Origin of the sequence: Sedimentisphaera salicampi (assembly GCF_002117005.1) — a bacterium.
Taxonomy (GTDB): Bacteria; Planctomycetota; Phycisphaerae; order Sedimentisphaerales; family Sedimentisphaeraceae; genus Sedimentisphaera; species Sedimentisphaera salicampi.
In genome coordinates this window covers 811,920-834,026 of the sequence record NZ_CP021023.1, presented here as the reverse complement: position 1 = coordinate 834,026, position 22,107 = coordinate 811,920, and the positions used below count along the sequence as shown (strand labels likewise).

The 22,107-nt window shown below is 45.1% G+C and carries 10 protein-coding genes; 7 read left to right on the top strand and 3 right to left on the bottom strand.

Going from position 1 to position 22,107, the window contains the following annotated elements; translation table 11 throughout:
• Positions 1-17: 17 nt before the first annotated feature.
• Genes STSP1_RS03105 through STSP1_RS03095 form a run of 3 tightly spaced genes read right to left on the bottom strand, consistent with a single transcriptional unit; the run spans position 18 to position 3,462 of the window.
• Positions 18-2,009, bottom strand: coding sequence for a Gldg family protein (locus tag STSP1_RS03105; protein WP_085754949.1), 1,992 nt, complete (start codon positions 2,007-2,009; stop codon positions 18-20).
• A complete protein-coding gene (locus STSP1_RS03100; RefSeq protein ID WP_085754948.1) occupies positions 2,009-2,740 on the bottom strand; it encodes an ABC transporter permease in 732 nt (243 codons plus the stop codon). Before STSP1_RS03100 ends, STSP1_RS03105 begins: the two co-directional genes overlap by 1 nt.
• 14 nt (positions 2,741-2,754) lie before the next feature.
• A complete protein-coding gene (locus STSP1_RS03095) occupies positions 2,755-3,462 on the bottom strand; it encodes an ABC transporter ATP-binding protein (RefSeq protein WP_085754947.1) in 708 nt (235 codons plus the stop codon).
• Positions 3,463-4,103: 641 nt separating this feature from the next.
• On the opposite strand from STSP1_RS03095, the gene STSP1_RS03090 reads away from it, so the two are divergent.
• From STSP1_RS03090 to STSP1_RS03060, 7 genes are all read left to right on the top strand, one after another.
• Positions 4,104-5,000 (top strand): prepilin-type N-terminal cleavage/methylation domain-containing protein, encoded by an 897-nt coding sequence (locus STSP1_RS03090; RefSeq protein WP_085754946.1) that lies wholly within the window; start codon positions 4,104-4,106, stop codon positions 4,998-5,000.
• A gap of 61 nt (positions 5,001-5,061) precedes the next feature.
• Positions 5,062-7,173, top strand: coding sequence for a LamG-like jellyroll fold domain-containing protein (locus STSP1_RS03085; protein ID WP_085754945.1), 2,112 nt, complete (start codon positions 5,062-5,064; stop codon positions 7,171-7,173).
• Between the two features lie 142 nt (positions 7,174-7,315).
• Entirely contained in the window at positions 7,316-13,078 is a 5,763-nt protein-coding gene (locus STSP1_RS03080) for a golvesin C-terminal-like domain-containing protein (protein WP_161491580.1), read from the top strand.
• Positions 13,079-13,146: 68 nt separating this feature from the next.
• Positions 13,147-16,326: a beta-galactosidase, LacZ type gene (lacZ, locus tag STSP1_RS03075; RefSeq protein ID WP_085754943.1), complete on the top strand. Its 3,180-nt coding sequence runs from the start codon at positions 13,147-13,149 to the stop codon at positions 16,324-16,326.
• 235 nt (positions 16,327-16,561) lie between these two features.
• A complete protein-coding gene (locus tag STSP1_RS03070; protein ID WP_085754942.1) occupies positions 16,562-17,722 on the top strand; it encodes an AraC family transcriptional regulator in 1,161 nt (386 codons plus the stop codon).
• Between the two features lie 35 nt (positions 17,723-17,757).
• Positions 17,758-19,446, top strand: a complete 1,689-nt coding sequence (locus tag STSP1_RS03065) for a sodium:solute symporter family transporter (RefSeq protein WP_085754941.1) — start codon at positions 17,758-17,760, stop codon at positions 19,444-19,446.
• A 252-nt stretch (positions 19,447-19,698) separates the two neighbouring features.
• The gene (locus tag STSP1_RS03060) at positions 19,699-22,104 is read left to right on the top strand and encodes a hypothetical protein (RefSeq protein ID WP_226997500.1); all 2,406 of its coding nucleotides are present in this window, start codon (positions 19,699-19,701) and stop codon (positions 22,102-22,104) included.
• Positions 22,105-22,107: the final 3 nt, after the last annotated feature.

Below are 22,107 nucleotides of genomic sequence, written 5' to 3'. Positions count from 1 at the left end.
GAACTCCTAATACCGGATTAATCTCTTCTGTTCGAAACAAAATTTCTTCTCTTGGTAGCTCTCATAAGCCATAGGATTATCGCTATAACGAGGATAACGCCCGGAGCAAGGAGCATATTGATATTCCTCAGTTTGTTGCCGAGGGCCTCAATCTCCTCACGTCTTTCACGTTTTACATCCTGCAGCCTTGCCTTGGCCTTTCTGATCTTCAGTTCAAGCTCTTTTTTCTTCTTCATTATGGAGCTTCCGATCACCTCATCAGTATCGCCTTTGGAATTCTGAATGATCTCCTGGAGCTCTTTTTCGAAGCCGCTTATTTCAGCCTTGATCTTTTCTTCCTGTTCGGCGGTTCTCTCTTCGGCCTTCTGTTCAATCTTTTCAACCACAGTGAACGGCCGTTTATGGGTTCCGCGGCTTCTGATGCTCAATAGGTCGCTCGAACCGGAGATGTGCTCTATTGCATTGAGAAGAACTGAAGCGTTATCGGCCACTTCCATCTTTGAGCCGAAGAAGGCATCGCGGTAGGCCACCATATCAGAGATGAAATCCACATCGCTGAACACAACAACCGCGCAGTCTTCGCTTGTTTCCGCGGCAGGGTCGAGGTGTTTGGTTTTTGTCTGCTCTTCCGCATCTTCTTCGCTGCTCTGTTTTTCTGCTTCCGGAGCATCTTGTTCATCGTCTTCCGTTTCTACTTCCACTTCAATCCCCTCGGGGAAGTTCGTTTCGAGCTTGCCGGTAATAATGCAGGCCATATCCACTGGTTTATCGCCCGGGGTGAATTTCTGCATCAGCCTTTCGGGATTAGGTCTCATAAGTTCAAACTGATTATCCACAGACCACGTATTCCCGCGATTGGTGGTGGAAAGCAGCGGCTCAACGTTTACTCCTTCCTTCTCGCTGAATTTTAAGGCTCCGGCAAAGAGCATACGCACATCGTTGAGGCTTGAGCTTATCGGATGGTCTTCATTGAAGCATTCATCCTTTAGCCCGAGATACCCGATCAGCGGAGCAGCTCGCTGGTTAGGACCGAGCGGCGTGTCAATTGCAAGGGAGCTGTCGCCGGCGAATTTCTTCTCTTTCATCTCAACGCCCCATTTTGCAAGAAGTTCGTTGAGGCTGGAGCTTTGCGAGGGCATCTGTCCGCCCATCTGCTTCTTTCTGTCCGGCTGGTCAACAAATGCGTGCGGGTCTGTGCAGATTATAGTGCGCCCGCCTGTAACAGCGAACTGGTCAATCGCAAAAAGCGTGCTCTCTGGCAGGTCTTTGGGATGAATCACCATCAAGATGTCAACGTTTTCAATCTTGTTCACATCCGTCCCGATGTTCTCAACGTTGTAGTTGCCTTCTTTAAGCTGGTTTATGAAAGTCCATGCCGGTTCGGGCTGCTGGCCCTGCATACGCATCATTCGAGCCATATAATCAGAAACATCCTGCCCTGTTACCGGCAGAGAGCTTACAACGCCAATCTTTTTCTTCTCTCTTGTGATAGCAGTATCTATGAGGTAGCTTATGTCATACTCCACAAAATCCTGCCTTTCAGGCGAGAAGAACGGGATTGTTTTCTCCACCCCGAACTGCGTCTGCACGACGAGCCCGAAAAAGAAATTCTCTTCTTCTGTAATCGGAAACTTCTTCAGCCCGTGTGCGAGGGCTTCTGTCTCGGCCTCCGAATAGGGGCGGGGGTCTATAACCTCAAGGTTAATCATCCCGTCGCTTACTGATTCGTATTCCTCAAGCAGCGATTTCACGAAATCGTAGTATATATTGAAGAAACGAATCTTATCCGGCCCTTTCATAGCCGCCTTCTCAGCATAATAAAGCTTAAGCGTTATCGGCTGATTTAGTTTATCGATTATATTTTTTGTGCCATCTGAAAGGGTGTAAATCTGCCTTTCTGTAACGTCGGCTTTAATTCCTCTTAGTGCCCTCTGCATAAATGTATTGGCGCAGAAGACAATCACCAGTACAAAGAAAACTGCAAGCCATGCTTTTAGTGTTCTATTCATCAGTCTGCCTTCCTTTCATCAAGAATAATAGTGCAGGCGTAAACCCATCCGGCAATCATTACTGCAAAATATCCAAGGTCGCTGAGCCTTATTATTCCCTTCTGCATAGAATCGAAATGATTCTGGAAGCTCAGTCCAGCAGCTGCCTGAACCATTCCTCCCGGGAGGAATGTATCCAGATAGCCCATCGTTGAGGGCATACCGCTGAATACAAAAACAGCGCACGCCACAACCGAAAGGATAAAGCTGATAACCTGATTTTTGCAAAGGGCGGAGAAGAAAATCCCAATAGCGAGGAATCCGCCTGCCATAAGAAGCGACGCCAGATAGCCCGCCGCTATAAGCCCGCCGTCGGGGTTGCCCAGATAGCTCACTGTCATGGGCATGGGGAATGTGAGCCCAAGGCCAACTGCAAGAAACGCCCATGCTGCAAAGAACTTACCAAGCACCGCCTGAGATACCGTTATTGGCAAAGTGAAAAGCAGCTCAATTGAGCCTGTTTTCCGCTCCTCTGCCCAGAGCCTCATTGCTACAGACGGAACGATGAATACGAAAAGCAGCGGAAGGTTTTCGAAGAAAAGGTGCATATCTGCCTGCCTTGCCTCGAAAAATCCCTGTTTGAATGTGAGATATCCTGAAAAGAAAAGGAAAATCACAAGGAACACGTAAGCAACAGGGGTTGCGAAGTATCCCTTGAATTCTCTTTTGAATACAGATTTAAAACCGTTCATAAAACGCTCTCCATTTACATTGTTATCTTACGGAATACTTCATCAAGACCGCAGTTATGTTCCTGCTTGAGCTTATCCGGCGTGGAATCAACGAGGATCTTGCCCTTGTCGATGATTATCGTTCTTGAGCATACCGCCTCCACCTCTTCGAGTATGTGGGTGGAGATCACCGTGGCCTTTTCTTTGGCCATCGAGTTGATCAGCTCTCGAACTTCGTGTTTCTGATTCGGATCCAGCCCGTCGGTGGGCTCATCGAGAATCATAACTTCCGGGTCGTGGATGAGGGCTTGGGCAAGCCCAACCCTTCGCTTGTAGCCCTTGGAGAGAGTTTCTATCGATTGATGGTAAACTCCTTCAATTGAGCACATATTAACAACTCTCTCAACAGCATCCTTGCGTTCTTGCCCTTTGATTTCTCGGGCATCGCAGATGAAATTAAGAAAGCCGCTTACCGTCATTTCGTTGTATGCCGGCGCGCTCTCGGCGAGATACCCCATTTTCTTTCTCGCCTCTACGGGTGATTTGATGATATCGCAGCCGCAGACACTTGCTGTGCCGCTGTCTGGTTCTAAGAAGCAGGTGATCATCTTCATTGCAGTGCTTTTGCCTGCTCCGTTCGGGCCAAGAAAGCCCAGAACCTCGCCTTTCTCAACCTCAAACGAGATTGAGTCCACTGCGACTATGGGGCCAAATGTTCGACGCAGCTCTTCTACTTTGATCATAAATCGAGACTCCATAAAATCGTTTAAACTTTTTACCCGCAGAAACCTATCTCAAAGTTTCTGCCGCTGAAAAAAAGCCGGCCCTGATTTGTAGACAAACAACTCAAAGCCGTAAAATCCAGCAGGATTCGTAATACCTGCTGAAAATGAGATTTATAATTTTTGTTTTTTCTATGTCAACAGTATATATGCCCTTAAAGGTATTTTGTTTGCCGGATGACGAAGTTTTTGGTAGTGTAAAATCTTTTCTGCAGATTATCATTTGGCTTTTCCGCCTCAATTTTACAGGTATAAACCTGTAAATGGAATGAAGAGGCAATACGGAAGTATGTTGAGCATGAGAATTGAGAATACAGGGGGATAAAGCAAAGCATCTATTTTGACACTGCCACGCGCGAAGCCCGAAATAGTTTATCTCGAAATTTTATGACTATTGCCGCATTATACACCATAAAAAATAAAATATGGTGATACTTTTGTTAAAAGTGGTGTTGAAGACAGCTTCCATAAACGTTATCTTAATACATAAGGCTTTGGCTTGATGTTCCAGTATTAAGATTAATTCTTTGACTTAAGCGAAAGATTTTAGCAAATGGCCAGTTTAATACATGAAACTGCTAATATTCTCGAAAGGATATTATATGAAAAGGTTTAACCAGGCGTTTTTAAATAAAAAAGTTTCACCCAACTTAGGCATAGAAGGCAAAAATTTATTGCCTAAATTTTACAGCCGCCGCTCGCAGGCAGGCTTCACATTGATTGAATTGCTCGTTGTAATTTCGATTATTGCGCTGCTTATGGCTGTTCTCATACCTTCTCTTGCAAGGGCTCGTATTCAGGCAAAAAGAACAATTTGTCAGACCCATCTCAAACAATGGGGGGCTATCTACACGATGTACACTAATGATAATGATTCTCGTTTTCCCCCGAGCTGCTTAGACCCGGAATTTAACCCGCGAGGTTCAGGCACATGGTTTGTGGTTATGCGGCCGTACTATCAGGATCCTGAGATCTTGGAATGCGCTGCAGCGACCAAAGCTCCAGAGCAGAGACCTGAGCGTTTCAATAACCGTTTGAACTGGCGATTCAGTTGGTGGGGGAGTCCCTTTACTCAGTTAATGCAGGAGAACGAAGAGATCGCTGAAATTGAGGGCAGCTACGGTCAAAACTGGTGGATAACCAGCACTGAAGAATCGGATGGCGGGGCCTATCCGGATAAGAATAAATTCAAGCGTATAACAGAGATGCGGTCTCCTCGCCAAGTTCCAATGCTCGGTGATTGCGGCGCGTTTCTAACTCGTCCTACCAGAGACGCTCAGCCGCCTGAAAATGACGGCGATTATATTTACGCTACCAGTGATGAAATGAGGCGAGTATGCACGAATCGTCATCAAACCGGCGGTGTAAATTGGGTTTTTGCAGATGGTTCTGTTAGCGAAATCCTGCTCAAGAACCTTTGGGATACCGAATGGCACAAAAATTGGGAATCTCGAGAGATTACAGAATGGCCGGACTGGATGCGTTCATTACCGGAATGAATGATTAGTTTTTAAGGCAGCAAGAATAGTATTTTATGTTTTTTTGAAAGGATTGTGTATTATGAAAAGTATTTTTAGTGTAGTCATGGCGATGATTTTCGCTCATTGTGCAGCGTTCAGCGCCGAAGGAACAGAATTGATTTCTAATGGAGGCTTTCAAGATCCCAACCTGCCCGGGGCGAACAATTACGTTACGACAGTAACTGATTGGGTGTCAGGGCATGATGACAATTTAGTTCGATTAGAGACCAAGGAGGTAGATAACAGAACTGCGGTTCCAGGCCCTGAAGGCAATCAGGTGCTTAGGATGACTGGCGGGTGGAGCACTGGTGTAATTCAGCAATCTACATACCATCCATGGTCTCATGCAGAGGTTTACAGGCTTTCGTTTAACGCCTGCTCTGTTCGCTGGGAAGCCCCGGCCACAGACGGTGTTATGGGCGCACGCCTGCTCCAGGATGATGCTGAGATGACTGAGCTCTGGTCAGCAGAAGTTGATATGACTGGTACTCATACCGGCGCAAATGAAGTTGGGGATTGGGAGCCTTATCAGGCATTCGAGTTTGAGATTGACCCCGCACTCTTTTCTGGTGAAGGCGTTAGTGAAGGCTCTGATCTGATTTTAGAGGTAAGTTCAGTTAATCGTAATCATTGGGTTGATAATGTTTCCCTGCAGGCTGAACCGGCCGCTGGTGCACATAACCCTGTTCCTGCCTATGGAGCAGACAATGTAGGCACTCCGGCAGGGAATCAGGTTGATGTTAATTTGCAGTGGAACACTGGATTAGACCCATCCAACCCTTCACAGATAAATCCGGATATAACCGAGCATCACCTGTTTATGAGCGAAGACCAGAATGTTTCCGAAGATCCGAATCTTTATTATGTTGACACTATCGCCCTCGGCACAGAATCACCTGAGATTGCCAGCGTAACTGTTACAGGTCTCAACTTTGATGGGCTGTACTATTGGAGCGTGGATGAAGGTTTAGGCTATCCTGTAGGCAGTCAAGATAATATTGCCGGTGCTGATTGGATGTTTGAAACGCTCCAAAGTGTTCCGATAATTACTCAGCAGCCTGAGAGTCAGGTCGTTTCTACAGGCGATACTGCAGCCTTTACATTAACTGCAGACAGCATTTCTCAGGAAACATATCAGTGGTATCTCTCTGCTGACGGAGTGATTGACCCTGCTGAGGATCAGGCCATTGGCTCTACGGATACAGACCCAACCCTCACAATTGATAATGTTCAGCTCAGTGATGAAGGTTATTACTACTGTGAAGTAACAAATGACGGCGGAACAGTCTATTCAGATACTGCCGGCTTGGCAGTTAAGCGTATCGTAGCTCACTGGACATTGGACACCGCTGACTTTGTAAACGATACTTATCTGGACAGCAGCGGAGAAGGCCGCGATGCGGTTCCTTACGCAGTTCCTGCTGTTGATGCCTTTGTTCCCGGTGCAGACCCTGCTAAGACCAATGAAGGCTTAGACCTTGACGAAAATCCTGATGCAGCAGCACTTGGAGGCACCGATTCACCTGCTGAATTCAGCGACGAGATCACTGTATCTTTGTGGGTTAAGTCGGAAGGCGTCCCTGGAAGCTGGACAGGCATTGTTTCTAAACGTCAAGACCCTGACTGGCAGAGCGGGTCAGACTGGTTCTGGACGATACCTCCGTCAGGCGATTATATGAGCATCAGCTCGGCAGGCGTTGGTACTGAGAATCTCTCTTATGATCCTCCAGCAGAAGGCGAATGGACTCATCTTGCCTTTACAGCTAATGCTGACGGCGGTAAACTTTATTATAATGGTGTCAATGTTGATACTGAGCCCGATTTCAAGATCAATAAAACCGATGCCCAGCTTGTAATTGGAGGCAGCATCTTGAGAGAAGACGGCACAATTGGCGGTGCATTCAATGGAGTTATGGATGATTTGCGCATCTATAATTATGCCAAGGATGAAGCTGAAATCGCAGATATCTACTACGATATCAGCGAAACACCAGTTTGCAGCAATATGCTTGATTTGGATTTGCAGTTTGATGTTGCAGGCGGCGGCCCGGAAGGCGACCAGCCGGATTGCAAGATTGGCCTGCCGGACTTCCTTGAGTTTGCCTCTACATGGCTCAATTGCGGTCTATATCCTGAAGACTATTGTTATTAAAATATTTTAGTCTTAAGCGATGTTAAATAAATTTCGCCGGATGGTTCTAATCAGCCGTCCGGCGTTTTATCGTCATATTGCTGCTTAATTTTTGGCAGCTTTAATGAAAATTTCAGAAAAGATTCTCTTAAGGGAGAAATTTATGCCACATTCGTTTAAAATATTTCTGTTTGCGGTGATTGCCTTATCTTTGCTGAATGGCAATGCTGTACTTGGCGATGAGGCAAGTTCTGCAAACCAGATAGTGATAGATACTGCTTCTGATAAATTTTCACAGACCGGCTTTACAATGCTCAATGATCCGAATTCATGGAGCGGAAGTGTTGCTGTGAGCGATGGATCAAACCCTTCTCCCAGTTATGCCCGCTACAGCCCGAATATTGATGGCCGTTTTGATGTGTATTTGTACTGGCGGGATTATGAAGACAAAGATGTTTTTGCTTATTGGAATGTTAAGCATACCGGCGGGATAACTACGCACCCCTTCATTCAAAAGGAAAATCCCGGATGGCATTTTATGGGAACATATCAGCTGGATGGGGATTCTTATGTCGAACTGGACGGCACTAAAAAACAAAATGCCGAAATCGTGGCTGATGCTGTTAAATTTGTCCCTGCAGCTCAGCGCGTGGTTCAGAGAACAGCCAAAAATACTATCACACCAGTTGAATTGAATATTGGTGATGAATTTCATTTTACATTACGCAGCGGTCAGGTTCGCAGAATTCGATTGCTGTCAACAGAAGCTCATATTACTGAAAGTCCAAACTACTCATTTTCTGCCGAGTTTGATATAGACGGAGAGAATTACCGGTTTGAGCGGATTGTTGCTGATCAGGAAAGTTTTTACGAGCCGTGGGTGGTTAATGGAATGCGCATCTGGCTGGATGCCGTGAGCGATATCTTTGAGGATGACGGAGGCTGGATGGTTCACAGGACGAAATGTCGTCCGAAACGGAAAGCCCGCCTTGTGGTTAATGATCTAAATGACCGCATCTGCCCGGAAGAAATTCATTGGTGGTATCCCGAGACACGCGACAGCCCGGATATTCGGGACTGCTGGTATGGAAGGAATGTGTGGATCGGCCCTCAAAAACCAACATATACGCATGAAGGACTGGATATTAATATGCCTCCGGAAACACCGCTTTATGCCCCGATAGGTTTTGATGACCATTACCTCTTTGATTCTCTGGAGGCCGGCGATATTAATAATCGCTGGCGTGGCGTTCGCCATTGGGCTAATGGGAGCACGTGGTGGCTCCAGGCGCACCATCTTGATGAAATGCTTATGCCTGAACACGAAACTATAACGAAAGGCGAAAACTATGCGCTCTCAGGAGGTGTCTATAGCGGAAACCGCCCTCATACACACTTTGAATTTCGAGTTATTGAAGAAGGCCAAGCTTATTATATTGATCCTTGGATTTTCTTTTGGCAGATGTTTAAAGATAATCCGCAGGATGAAATCTCCGAAGAGGATGAATTGGTTTCTAATGGTGATTTTGAAGAGCCGCACAGGCCTGATGCCGACAATTTGCTGATTGATGTGCCTAACTGGGATTCTCTTGAAGCTGCGCAGAAGAGAGTTAAGCTGGAATCAAAATTTGTTGAAACAAGAAAGTCTGTTCCGGGGCCTGAGGGTAATCAGGTGCTCCGCCTTCCAGCGGGAAGCACAACCGGAACAATTCGTCAGATAATTCAGCATCCTTGGTCCTCAGGAGAAATTTTCCGCCTCAGGTTTAACGCCTGCTTGGTGCGATGGCTTGCTACTGCAACAGATGCGGTTATGAAGGCCAGTTTGCTTCAGGATGATGGGTCGCATCTTTGGTCGTCGGAAATCCCCATGACCTACACTCACTCAGGCGATACAGAAGTAGGAGACTGGTTAGCCTGGCAGACCTTTGAGTTTCTTATAGACACTGATTCATTTTCAGACTCAAATATTGATGAGGGAAGCAGCTTAATACTTCAAATTGAATCTCTGCAGCGGGATCATTGGGTGGACAATGTCTCGCTCAGTGTAATGAACGAATCGGATATAATTAAATCTCAGCCGAACGATCATATAGTCGATTGGGGCGAGGACGCTGAGTTTTCAGTAAGTATAGATAATTTGTCTAATCCGGTTTGCCAATGGTACTTCTCAGAAAGCGGCGAGATTGATTCGTCCACTGACCAGCCTAAAGGCACTCCCAGCATTAACCCAGACTTTTATATTGAGAATGTTCAGCTTAGCGATGAAGGTTATTATTACTGCCAAGTATCCCACGACGGCGGTATGGTGTATTCGGATGTGGTGAGCTTGGCTGTTAAAAGAAAAGTTGCGCATTGGACATTGGATATGTCTAAATATGTAAGCTCTGAATATATCCCCGGCAGCTTCGGTAAATACATTGACAGCAGCGGGGAAAATAGGGATGCGATCTCCCAGGGGGGATCTCTGAATGTTGATGCATTTGTTCCGGGGGCTAATCCTGCTAAGACCAGCGAAGGCCTTGATTTTGGCCAATATTCTGATGCAGCAGCACTTGCCGGCTCCGATTCGCCGGCGGAATTAAGCGATGAAATCACTGTGTCTTTATGGGTAAAGTGGGAAGGCGTTCCCGGCAGATGGACAGGCATAATCTCTAAACGCGAAGGCTCAGACTGGCAGACCAGCGGTGCAGACTGGTTCTGGACGATACCGCCAACAGGCGATTCTATGAGCATCAGCTCGGCAGGCGTTGGTACTAAAAATATGTCTTATGATCCCCCTCTCGTTGGCGAATGGACACATCTTGCATTTACAGTAGATGAAGATGGCGGAAAGCTTTATTATAATGGAGCCAAAGTTGACAGTGAGCCCGGATTCAGGATCAATAAAACTGATGCCCAGCTTGTAATCGGGGGCAGTATTTTGCAGGATGACGGGACAATCAGCGGCGTATTCAATGGAGTTATGGATGATTTGCGCATCTATAATTACGCAAAGGATGAGGCTGAAATTGCTGATCTCTGTTATGAGGTCAGCGAAACTCCCGTTTGCAGCAATCTGCAGGATTTGGATTTGCAGTTTGATGTTGCGGGCGGAGGCGATGAAGGCAATCAGCCGGACTGTAAGGTGGGCCTTGCAGATCTTGCAGTGTTGGCTTCAAGCTGGTTTAATTGCGGTTTATATCCGTTTGATTTTTGTTTTTCTGATGAGCCTGATTATTATGTGCCTAATATTCAAACATACAATTGTAACGATTTGCCGGTTGCTGTTTCTTCTGGAGGGGAAGTTTCAAATGAAAGTGAGTCTTGGAAATGGTATCTCCCGCAGCATCAGTATGTTCATGCAGACCTTCAGGCTGTAAACGATTTTGTTGAGTTTGATGTTTACTTGCCGAATCCGGGCACTTACTCAATTCAGGTGGTTAATAGAAAAGAACCAGACAGCGGTATGTATCAGCTTTACATAAGCGAAAATGGCTTTGATTATAACCCTGTCGGAAAAAATCTCACATTCGACCAAGGGGACATTATCACCGAAGCAATGGTTGAAAAAGCAAATTTGGGACTTTATACCTTTGCTTCAGAAGGGGTTAAGAAATTCAAATTTAAAGTTATCGGTAAAAATCCAGATTCAGACGATTATAACTTGTCTTTAATTGATATAGCGTTAAAAGAGGTAAAGCCTGTTTCGGCTTTGCCCTCAAATGCCTTGAGTAATGAAAGCAGCACGAACTCGGCAGATGGCTATCATTATCAGGTTAATTCTGAGATGTCGAGCCAGATTCTGCGAGTCCCTGTTGATATAACTGAAACTGGAAATCAAGTTGTTACTGTTAGAAATGTCAATGGGCAAGACGGTGGGCAGTATCAGCTTTATATAGATGATGAACCGTTGGGAGCAATTGTAGATCAGTACAGCCCTGAAGAATCTTATTCTATGGAAATCATGGGGGTTTTGGATGTTGTCAGCTCTGGCACAAAAATATTTGAATTCAGGACGATTGGGAAAAATGACAACAGCAGCGGTTATAAAATTGGTATAGATAATATTCAGTTGGTAAGCCCTGATATTATCGTTACAGCAGGCTGGGGAATCAATGGAGAAAGAACTGCTGGCTGGTGGCCAACATCTCAATTCGCGCAGAACCACTATGGAAGATGGTATAGTTATTCTACGCCTGGATACTGCCGGTTTCGCTGGCCTCCTCTTGAGCCCTGCGATACTATTGAAAAATTTGCTTGGAAGCCATGGGGACCTGATTTTACAGGCTTTCTTGTGCCGGGATGGTATAATGTTTATTACTGGCTTCCGGACGGCAGACCTGACCGTGCTTCAAATGCACCTTACACTGTATATCATAAAGGCGGGGAAACTACATATTTGGTCGACCAGCGACAGCCGGGCGGTGAATGGAAACTTTTAGGTACTCATTTCTTCGAGCAGGGGCGTGCCGGACGTTCAGGATACGTGGAGCTTTCTAACGATGCTGATGGGATTGTGATTGCCGATTCAATCAAATTTGAATATGCGCTCTCTCAAGACGCTCCGCCTCCTCAGACTCCGCCGCTGCAAGACGCAGAAACAGGTACATACATTGTTCAGCACAACCAGAGCAAGCAAACCGTTTGGGGGCTTGGCGTGGAGATTCAGCCTGAAGATTTGAGAGGTTCTGATTCTAACAGAGCCCGAGGCATTCCTTCTGATTTAACTGAAAGCGAGCGCCAGCGCTTTTATGATGAGCTGCTCGGATTCGGCCATGGATTCCGTTATATGCGTCTTCCAATGGGGCTCTTTTATACAGGGCTGAATGATGAGCAAAAGCAGTTTGAGCAGAGCTGGAGCTCGCAAAACAGGGAAATGGCTGAAATGATAGAAGAATCCGGCATTGAAGGCTTTAACTTTGAGTACTGGTCTCCTGCTCCGTATTTTAAATCGAATAATAAGTTCATAGGCGGTTCTTTGAAACAATTTGATGAGGCCTTTCTAACTGATTTTGGGAATTCAATTGTGGATGATTTGCAGTATGTCCAGGAAAATATTGCGCCTGTCAAAATGTTTTCTCTGCAGAATGAGCCCAGCGTTAGCGGTGCCGGCTATGGCTGCTGCGAATACACCGATCAGCAGTATTACGATACTTTTAAGGTTGTAGCGCCGATTATAAAATCTTCTTTTCCCGAGCTTTTTATTCATGCCGACAGCGAGGCCGGCCAATACGGCCATGGCAGTGAATTATTGAGAGATGACCCTTCTGCTTTGCAATATGTAGATGGCTGGTCTTGGCATTGGCAGGGCAAAAACTCCGATGAAAAAATCAGGTATGCAGAATCACATTTCAATATGGATACGGAAGGCAAGCCCGTTTTTAATAGCGAATGGCAGTATAATCTCGGAGCAGGTTCTGCGTGGAGGACAGTCAATACTGCTCAATCTATAATGAATTGGTTTTCGTTTATTGAATCTCCAACATGGTTTTGGCTGCATGCTCTCAAGCCTACTGAGTTGCTTGGAGAAAGGTTTGGTTTGGGATTTTGGCGTCCTTCAAGCGACAGCGACTTCAGCAAATATGCGAGCATAGAAAAGGGGCACTGGCAGTACAATTGGTATCATTGGAACGCAATTGCCGGCTTTCTTAAGTATATGCCTTGGGACTCGGTAATATATAATGTTGATGAAGACAGCGTCCGTATGGATAATCGTATATTGGCATGGAAGACGCCTGATGGGAAATTAGTATTAGCGGTAACTAACCGATCTCCAGACGCCCCGTTTGTCTTTAATGTTGATGTTGGTGTAAATGAAGTTTTCAAAGGCTATAGATACACTTCACAAACTCGCAATAACGATGGGGACTTCATTGGCAGCAGCAGCGGAGAGCAGATTTCGTGTGAAGTTCCGCCGTTTTCCATTGAATTTTGGGTGCAGCAGTGATTTAATCAGCTCACGCAGGAAAATATTAACCACAGCATTTATAAAAACATAACAAGAAAGGATAATGGATGAAGATTAAGCTTAAAAATTCGGTTTTGCTGCTCACAGCATCATTAATTATTGCAGCGGCAGGAACGGCTCAAGATGATGCTCCGGACTGGGAAAACCCCAAGGTGTTCAATATCAATAAAGAGCGCCCACATGCCACTTTGATGCCGTATTCGAATCGAACACTTGCCCTTCAAGGGCAGCGGGATGAGTCCAAATTTTATCAAACCCTGAATGGTGATTGGAAATTCAATTGGTCGCAGCGTCCTGCAGACCGTCCCAAGATGTTTTACAAAACAGATTTTGATGACAGCAATTGGAGCTTGATAAATGTTCCCGGCAACTGGGAAATGCAGGGCTATGATTTCCCCGCTTACCTTAATCGATTCGTTTATGATTGGCCGTTTGAAGTTAATCCTCCGTATGTCAATCATAACGAAAACCCTGTGGGGTCATACCGCCGCAGTTTCGATATTCCGAAAAACTGGTCTGGACGTGAGGTGTTTGTAACTTTTAATGGGGTATCAAGTGCATTTTATCTTTGGGTAAATGGAGAAAAGGTTGGTTTCAGTCAGGGAAGTATGACCCCGGCAGAATTTAACATAACTCATCTGCTGAAGTCTGGAGAAAACACGATCGCAGCAGAGGTTTATCGCTGGTCGGATGCAAGCTATATTGAAGATGCAGACCAGTGGCGAATGAGCGGGATTTTCCGCGATGTGTTTCTCTCAGCAATGCCGAAAGTGCATATTCGTGATTTCTTTGTAACCGCTGAACTGGACGATGATTACCGCAACGCCAAATTGAACGTTAATATGGATTTGGTCAATTACGGCAAAAGATTCTCCAAGCCGCATACAGTTAAGGTTGATCTGATAGATGCTCAGGGACAGAACGTTGCTGTTGACCCAAGACTTAAAGCATCAATTAAGAGCCTTCCTAAATCGGCAGAGCATACAATAAATATCCAAGGCTTTGTTGAGAACCCCAAAAAATGGACAGCCGAAAAACCTAATCTTTACACCATTTTGCTTACACTCTTAGACGAGCAGGGTGAAGTGGTTGAGATGTTGAGTCATAATTTTGGTTTCCGTTCGGTAGAGGTGAAGAATAAGCAGTTTCTGGTTAATGGCAAGCCTATCTATATCAAAGGAGTAAACCTGCACGCCCATGATCCGTATCAGGGCAAAACTGTTCCTATCAGCCGTATGGTTGAGGATATCGAATTGATGAAGCAGTATAATGTAAATGCCGTGCGCACTTCTCATTATCCCCAATCCCCAGAATTTTACGCCCTTTGCGATGAATATGGCCTGTATGTTATAGATGAAGCCTGCATTGAGTCTCATGGCGTTGCCTTTGATCCTGAGGAAACATTGGCAGATAAGCCCCTCTGGAAAGATGCTCATGTAGATCGAGTTATGTCTATGGCGCACCGCGATAAGAATCATCCTTCAATTATAATGTGGTCTCTCGGTAATGAAGCGGGAATAGGCCAGAATTTCGTAGCTGCCGCTGATAAACTGCGTGAGCTCGATCAAACCCGCCCCTTGCACTATCTCCCCGGTTATTCCAAATGGGAGCATCCGGTAACAGATATTGCTGCGCCAATGTATCAGTCAATTGACAGTTTGGTTAAGTACGCGAAGGGAGATGCTGACCGTCCGCTGATAATGTGTGAGTATTCCCATGCTATGGGAAACAGCCTCGGCAATTTTAAGGGCTACTGGGAAACGATCAAAAAATATGATATTCTCCAGGGCGGCTTCATCTGGGACTGGGTTGATCAAGGTCTTGTCAAAACCACTGAAGACGGCGAGGAGTATTGGGCTTATGGCGGAGACTTCGGAGAGCCAAATCACGCCGGCACATTTTGCATTAACGGTATTGTAATGCCGGACAGGACACCAAGCCCTGAAATGCCCGAGGTTAAGAAGGGTTATCAGGAGATTTCTGTATCAGCCATTGACCTGAAGAAAGGGCGATTCGAAATCACTAATGAGTACTTCTTCAAAAGCCTCAGCTTTGTGGATTGTCAATGGAAGCTGCTTGAAAATGGAATAGTGATTAAAGAGGAATCGCTCAGTCTGCCCGCGATAGACCCCCGAACATCCGAGCAGGTTACTGTTCCGTTTGGGAAGATTAAGCCCGAACCGGGCGCCGAATATATCCTTACCATTGAGTTTAAGCTGGCTGAGGGGACGAAATGGGCTCCAAAAGGGCACGTTTTAGCTTGGCAGCAGTTTGAACTGCCATTCAGCAAAGCCGCAGAAAAAACTGATTATTCGAATATGGCCGCACTGAATCTGAAAGAAAAAGACGGCAGATTTTTAGTTAGCGGCAAAGATTTTTCTGCTTCCGTTTCTAAGAGTACCGGCGAGTTGACCAGTATGAAGTATAAGGGCAAAGAATTTATTAAGAATCCCTTATCGCCGAACTTCTGGCGGGCTATGACAGATAATGACGATTCCCGAGGCAATGGTCTGGGGCATTGGCTCAGGGATTGGAAGAATGCTGCCTCAAAACGTACTATCAAAAGCGTTAAGGCCAAACAGGCCAGTGATTCGCTTGTGGCAATTAGCGTGGAATCTGAGATCCCAGTAGGTTCGGCTGCCTATTCGACTGAGTACACGATTTATGGAAATGGGGATGTGCTTATCACGAACAAAATCGCCCCGGACCCTGATAAGCCTCCAATGATGAGATTGGGTATGCAGATGCAGATTCCTGATGAGTTTTCAAATGTGCAGTGGTATGGCCGCGGTCCTCATGAGACTTATCAAGACCGCAAATCCGGCGCAGCAGTGGCTTTGTATGAGATGGAAGCCAGCGAACTCCCCTTTGATTACGTCCTTCCGCAGGAAAACGGCAACCGTACAGATGTTCGGTGGGCGGCATTTTATAACGATGATGGTCTCGGATTTATGGCAATTGCAGAGAACCTGATGAATTTCAGCGCTTGGCCATATACCCAGCAGCAGCTTGAGGACGCAGCTCATACTGTAGATCTGCCCGAGCAAACTGATTTTTATACGGTTAATTTAGATTATAAACAGATGGGTGTGGGGGGCGATAACAGCTGGTCTAAAAGGTCTCGCCCTCATGAAGAATACCGTTTGAAGGCCAAGCCCTACCAATACAGCATTCGTTTGAGGCCGTTTGTTTCAAAGAAGAAATCAATTTATAAAATTGCAAAATGAATTTAAAACACTTTTTGTATATTTTGCTTGAGGCATAAACCTGAAGCAAAGAAAATTGTTTAGGCCTGCCGCAAGTTAATCTTGCAGCAGGCTGTTTCTTTATGAAAAACAAAAGGGTTGGCTAAAGTATAAAAGTCGAAGGGTTTCACTCCATTGCGTATTTACCGGCAAGCCTTGATTTATAAAGGCGGCTTTATATACTCTCGTGAAAAGTGTTTGAATTACGGCGAAATGAATGAAACAGTTGCTGATTTTAGTAGATACCTCCCGAGGCCCCGGAAGAAGTTTTCTTTCCGGTGTGGAGTCTTATCTTAGATTCAATCCATCTTGGGACGTTTTGTTGCCCCCGCCCAAATACGTTTGCGATAGCGGTCTTTTTCCTGCCAAGTGGTGTAACCAGCAAAATCCGGATGCGATGATTGTTTTTGGCTACTATGACATAAAGAATATCCTCTCTTTTAATAAACCCAAGGTTGTTATGTCTCTTGATAATACCGCAGGCAGTGATGTGGCTGCTTTGAAAGCCGATTCTGAGGCTATTGCGCAAATGGCAGGTGATTACTTATTTGCTCTTGGACACAAACGTTTCGGCTATATTAGTTGTGGAAATATCACTTGGGCCAATGAGCGAAAGACCGCTTTTAATAGAATCATAGAACAGAATGGGGCAGAGCTGTATTCATACAACCTTAATTTATCCAGCAGTACAAAAATAAATCAGGCTCGTAAAGAACTTGCCGACTGGATATATTCCCTGCCTAAGCCTATTGCTTTGCTGGTATGTAATGACGATATCGCAAGGATTGTATTGGATGCCTGCAAACTTGTTTCTGTAAGTGTTCCTGAAGAGGTCTCTGTTTTGGGAGTAGATAACGACAGCTTGATATGCCATCTTTCCCGTCCTGCACTTTCAAGCATTGAACTTGATTTTGAAGGTGCTGGTTATCGTACCCTCGAGCATTTAGACAGGATTATCTCAGGGGAAGAAACTGCCCGTGTGATGAATATTGAACCTGTAAGAATTGTAACACGTCAGTCAACTGATGTGTTGGCAGTAGAGGACCCTATTGTCAGAGAAGCTTTGATTTTTATAAGAAGCAACTATCAGCGTAAAATTTCAGTATCAGATGTAACCGACCATATATGTTTTTCTCGAAGCGCTTTGGAAAAGAGATTTGATGCTGCAATAAATCGTTCTGTTGCCGGAGAGATAACCCGCCTCAGGATAGGTATGGCAAAGGATAAGCTGCTAAATTCAAGGCTCTCAGTAAATTTGATAGCTTCAAAGTTTGAGTTTACCAATCCACAGCATTTTTCACGTTTTTTCAAAAATGCCGTGGGGATAACTCCAGATGAGTTTCGTAAAAGATACTCAAAGAGCAACGCAGTTGACTAGGGGGCCCGTCAGCAGTAATAGAGCAAGATAAAACTATGACTGAATTCGACATTGTCATCTTCTTAGGTTATATAGCAGGCCTTTTAACGCTTGGTATATTATATTCTTCCCAAATCAAAAATACTAAAGATATGTTTGCTGCAGGCGAAAGTTCCCCTTGGTGGATAGCGGGGATTTCAGGACATATGGCTATGTTCACTTCAGGAACTTTTGTTGTATGGGGCGGCATTGCCTTTCGCCAGGGGCTGGTTGGTGTCAGCATACTGATGATGATTGGGATTTCAGCATGGTTGGTGGCTTTCACAATCGCTGCTCGCTGGAAGGTATCAGGAGCAGTTACGCCTGCAGAATATATAGAGAATCGCTTTGGACGGAAAGCAGTACACTTTTATTCTTGGATATCAACGATTTTCCGTATGATTGATGTTGGAATTGCTTTGTATGCGGTATCTGTTATTCTTTCAGCGTTGATTGTAGTCCCGGAAGGGCACTTCTTAGCTGGCAGCAACAGCCAAACTCTGTCAGTTTACTGGGCGATTGTGATTTGCGGGGTCTCAATGGTGCTTGTTGCTGCTGCTGGCGGGCTTTGGGCAGTTTTAATGGCTGATGTGATTCAATTTGTTGTTTTGACCGCCTCAGTACTAATTGTAATCCCATTGCTGTTAAATGAGGTTGGAGGAATTAAATCGTTTATTGACAATGCACCCGAAAGGTTTTTCATACCATACAGCAGGGAGTTCCCTCCGCTGTTTCTTGTTGGATGGGTCATTATTCATTTCTTTAAAATTGGAGGGCAGTGGGCATTTGTGCAGCGTTTTTTGTGCGTTTCATCAAAACAAGACGCTAAAAAGGCGGCGTTGCTCTTTGGTCTTCTCTTCTTGGTGAGTCCGATATTTTGGATGCTTCCTCCTATGATGTATAGGATTATAGATTCAAACGCAAATTCAGAAAAAGCCTTTATCATGGCCTGTCAGTCTGTATTGCCTTCTGGGATGCTGGGGCTCATAGCGGCTTCTATGTTTGCCGCCACAGCAAGTACGGTTAACTCACAAATAAATGTTTTTGCAGGTGCATTCTCTCGTGAGATTTACGGCAAAATTGCCCGCTTTCGAATTACTGAAAAATCGATGTTGTTGTTTGGGCGTTTTGTTTCGTTATTGCTGGGCTTAATTGTTATATCTATTGCAGTTTTGATTCCTTCTTTAGGAGGCGCAGAAAATGTTGTCCTGCATCTGACAGGAATGTTGGTAACGCCTATAGTTCTTCCTTCAATCTGGAGTTTGTTTTCTCGGAAGATTGGCTTCAGCTCCGTCATTGCAACATTTTCGGTAAGTATTGCGGGGATGATTTTATTAAAGCCTTTTATTGAATCCAAATCGGGGTTTATCGAAAACCCGCTTTTGCTGGAAATTTGGATTATTGGAATAATATTACCTGTTTCTGTGCTGCTGCTGTTTGAATTTACAGGCAGCAATGAATCAATAAATAGCTCCAGAGTTATAGAAATAAGGGATTCCGCAGATAAAGTGCCCTCTCTCGCTAAGGCGGGGAGGTTGAGGCATTTTCTGATTTCTGCATATGTTCTTTCAACTGGATTGGTAATTCTGATTATTGCTGTTCTCAATGAGCAGGGAAGGAAAGTTTTGTTAATTGCTGCATCTGCACTTATATTGGCTGTAATTATCATAAACTTTCGTTTATTGAAAAATAAATTTGGTGATTGATTTGTTAAAAATGGCGTTGAAGCTCTGCCTTTATAAATTATACTTCAATTCAGTTTTTATTGCATTAAGCTAAGTCAATTTATTTCGAAAGGAATCAAAGTGGAACTTTTATCCGGTTGCTCATTGTCTAAAATTAAGGCTCTCAGTACTGCTCAAAAAGTCATCTCGTTATTCTCGAGAAAGAAACAATTACCTCAATCATTGATGTTTCTTTTCCTGATTAGCTCTGTTCTCTTTTCTGCAGGCAGCGCTGTGGCCGGGTCAGAACCTCGTTCAAGCTGGTCGGGTGTTTATCCGCATCTTGCATATTTCAATGATAACAGAGAATGCGGCACTGGTGCAGTTGTGCCTTGGGCTAATCGGCTCTGGGTTGTTACTTACGCCCCTCATAGCCCAAAAGGTTCGGACGGAGAAAATCTTTATGAAATTGATGGCGATTTAAATCTTACTGCCCATCCTGAAAGCATTGGAGGCACGCCCGCCGCTCGTATGATTCATCGTGAGTCGAACCAGCTGTTCATCGGTCCTTATGTTGTTGATGATGAGCGTAATGTTAGAGTTATTCCTTATTCTAAGATGATGGGCCGGCATACAGGCATTGCTCGGCATTTGTTTGAGCCTTCATCGAAAGTATATTATGCAACTATGGAAGAAGGGCTTTATGAAGTCAACGTTAATACTCTTGAAGTTAATTGTTTGATTAGAGACGGCAATTCGGGTGCTCCGCCAGAAGGGATTAAGAGTGATTTGCCCGGCTATCACGGAAAAGGACTTTATTTAGCTCAAGACCGGCTCGTTTATGCGAATAACGGACAAAAAGGCCCTAGGGCAAAAACCGACCCTACAATCCCCTCAGGTGCTTTGGCAGAGTGGTACGGGCAGGGGGACTGGCAGCTTGTCCGCAGAGATCAGTTCACTGAGGTAACAGGCCCAGGAGGAATCTACGGCAATTCTAACAGTTCCGACCAGCTTTGGTCAATTGGCTGGGATCAGCGTTCTTTGATTCTCGCTCTGCTTGATAATGGGCAATGGAGCTTTTACCGCTTACCGAAAGCTTCTCATACTTATGATGGTGCGCACGGATGGAATACCGAGTGGCCAAGAATTAGAGATATCGGTGAAGAAGAGCTTCTTATGAATATGCACGGGATGTTTTGGCAGTTTCCAAAGAGCTTTTCTCGTGAGGATCGCAGCGGAATCAGGCCGATGTCAACTTATTTGATGGTGCTTGGTGATTTTGCCCAGTGGCGGGAGAAAGTTGTTTTGGGATGCAATGTTACTGCCAGAAGCGAGTTCTTAAATACTCTCAACGCTAAAGGGGATATGGCCTCACCCGGCCAGTCTCAGTCTAACCTGAGGTTTATAAGCAGCGACCAGCTGGACAGTTTTGGTAAACCGATTGGCCGAGGGGCAGTGTGGCTGAATGATTCTGTTAAAAAGCAGCAGGCTTCGGATCCGTACCTTTTTGCCGGTTTTGAAAATCGCAGCGTGCATTTGGTTCATCAGCAGGATAAACCCGTTGAGTTTATATTTGAGGTGGATAAGCTTGGTGACGGCAGCTGGGAGCACCTTAAAACTGTAACTGTAGATTCTGGCGGCTATAAATGGACAGCTTTTTCAGCTTCAGACAAGGGCGAATGGATTCGAGTACATACCAACAAGGACTGTGAACGCGTAACAGTATTTTTCCAGTACAGCAGCCATGAAAAACGCACAACCCAGCCGGACAAAATGTTTGATGGTATAGCTAAAGCTGATAGTTCAGCTCTCTGCGGCGGTTATATACGAGCACGCGGAGAAAACAAAAAAACGCTTCAATTTTCAGCTAAAATCAGAGAAAACGGAAAAGTTAAGAACGCCGGCTATTATGAGATGATGCTGGATAGCAAAGGTTCTATGATCTTGTGCAGAGTTGATGATGAAGAAGCCCATGCCTTTATGCAGGAAAATATGGAAGTTCCTAGAGATGTTATAAGCGTAGATCAGGCTTCTCTGATATATGTTGACGAAAAGGGAAAACGTTTTCGTCTTCCGAAAGGTGATAAGTCTTTTGATAAAACCGGACCGGTTGGTTTAGAGCGTATTTCCCGAGAAGTTGTAACTGAAAGAGACCTGTTCAATGCTCACGGCACGTTCTATGAACTGCCGGCGAAAAATGCTGGCGGTTTTTCCAAAATACGTCCAGTGGCAACACACAATCGCCGTATCGCAGATTACTGCAGCTGGCGAGGCCTTTTAATACTTTCCGGCATTGCTGACAATGCTCCAGAGAGCAATAAACATATTATTCGTTCCGAGGATGGCAAAGTTGCCCTTTGGGTTGGTGCAGTCGATGATCTCTGGGAGTTTGGCAAACCTGTCGGCAGGGGAGGCCCTTGGAAGGATACCCATGTTAAGGCTGGGGAGCCGTCAGATCCGTATTTGATGACAGGTTACGAGCATAAAACTCTGGAGCTTTCTCATAAAAACGATGAACCTGTAGAGGTATGCATCGAAGTGGATATCGACGGACAGGGCACTTGGAAAACTTACCGTAAGATTCAAATTCCCGCAGACTGTACTGTTAAGCACCGTTTCCCTGAAGGTTTCAATGCCTATTGGGTTCGCACAACAGCCGATACTGACACAGTTGCCACAGCCTACTTTATATATGAATGATGC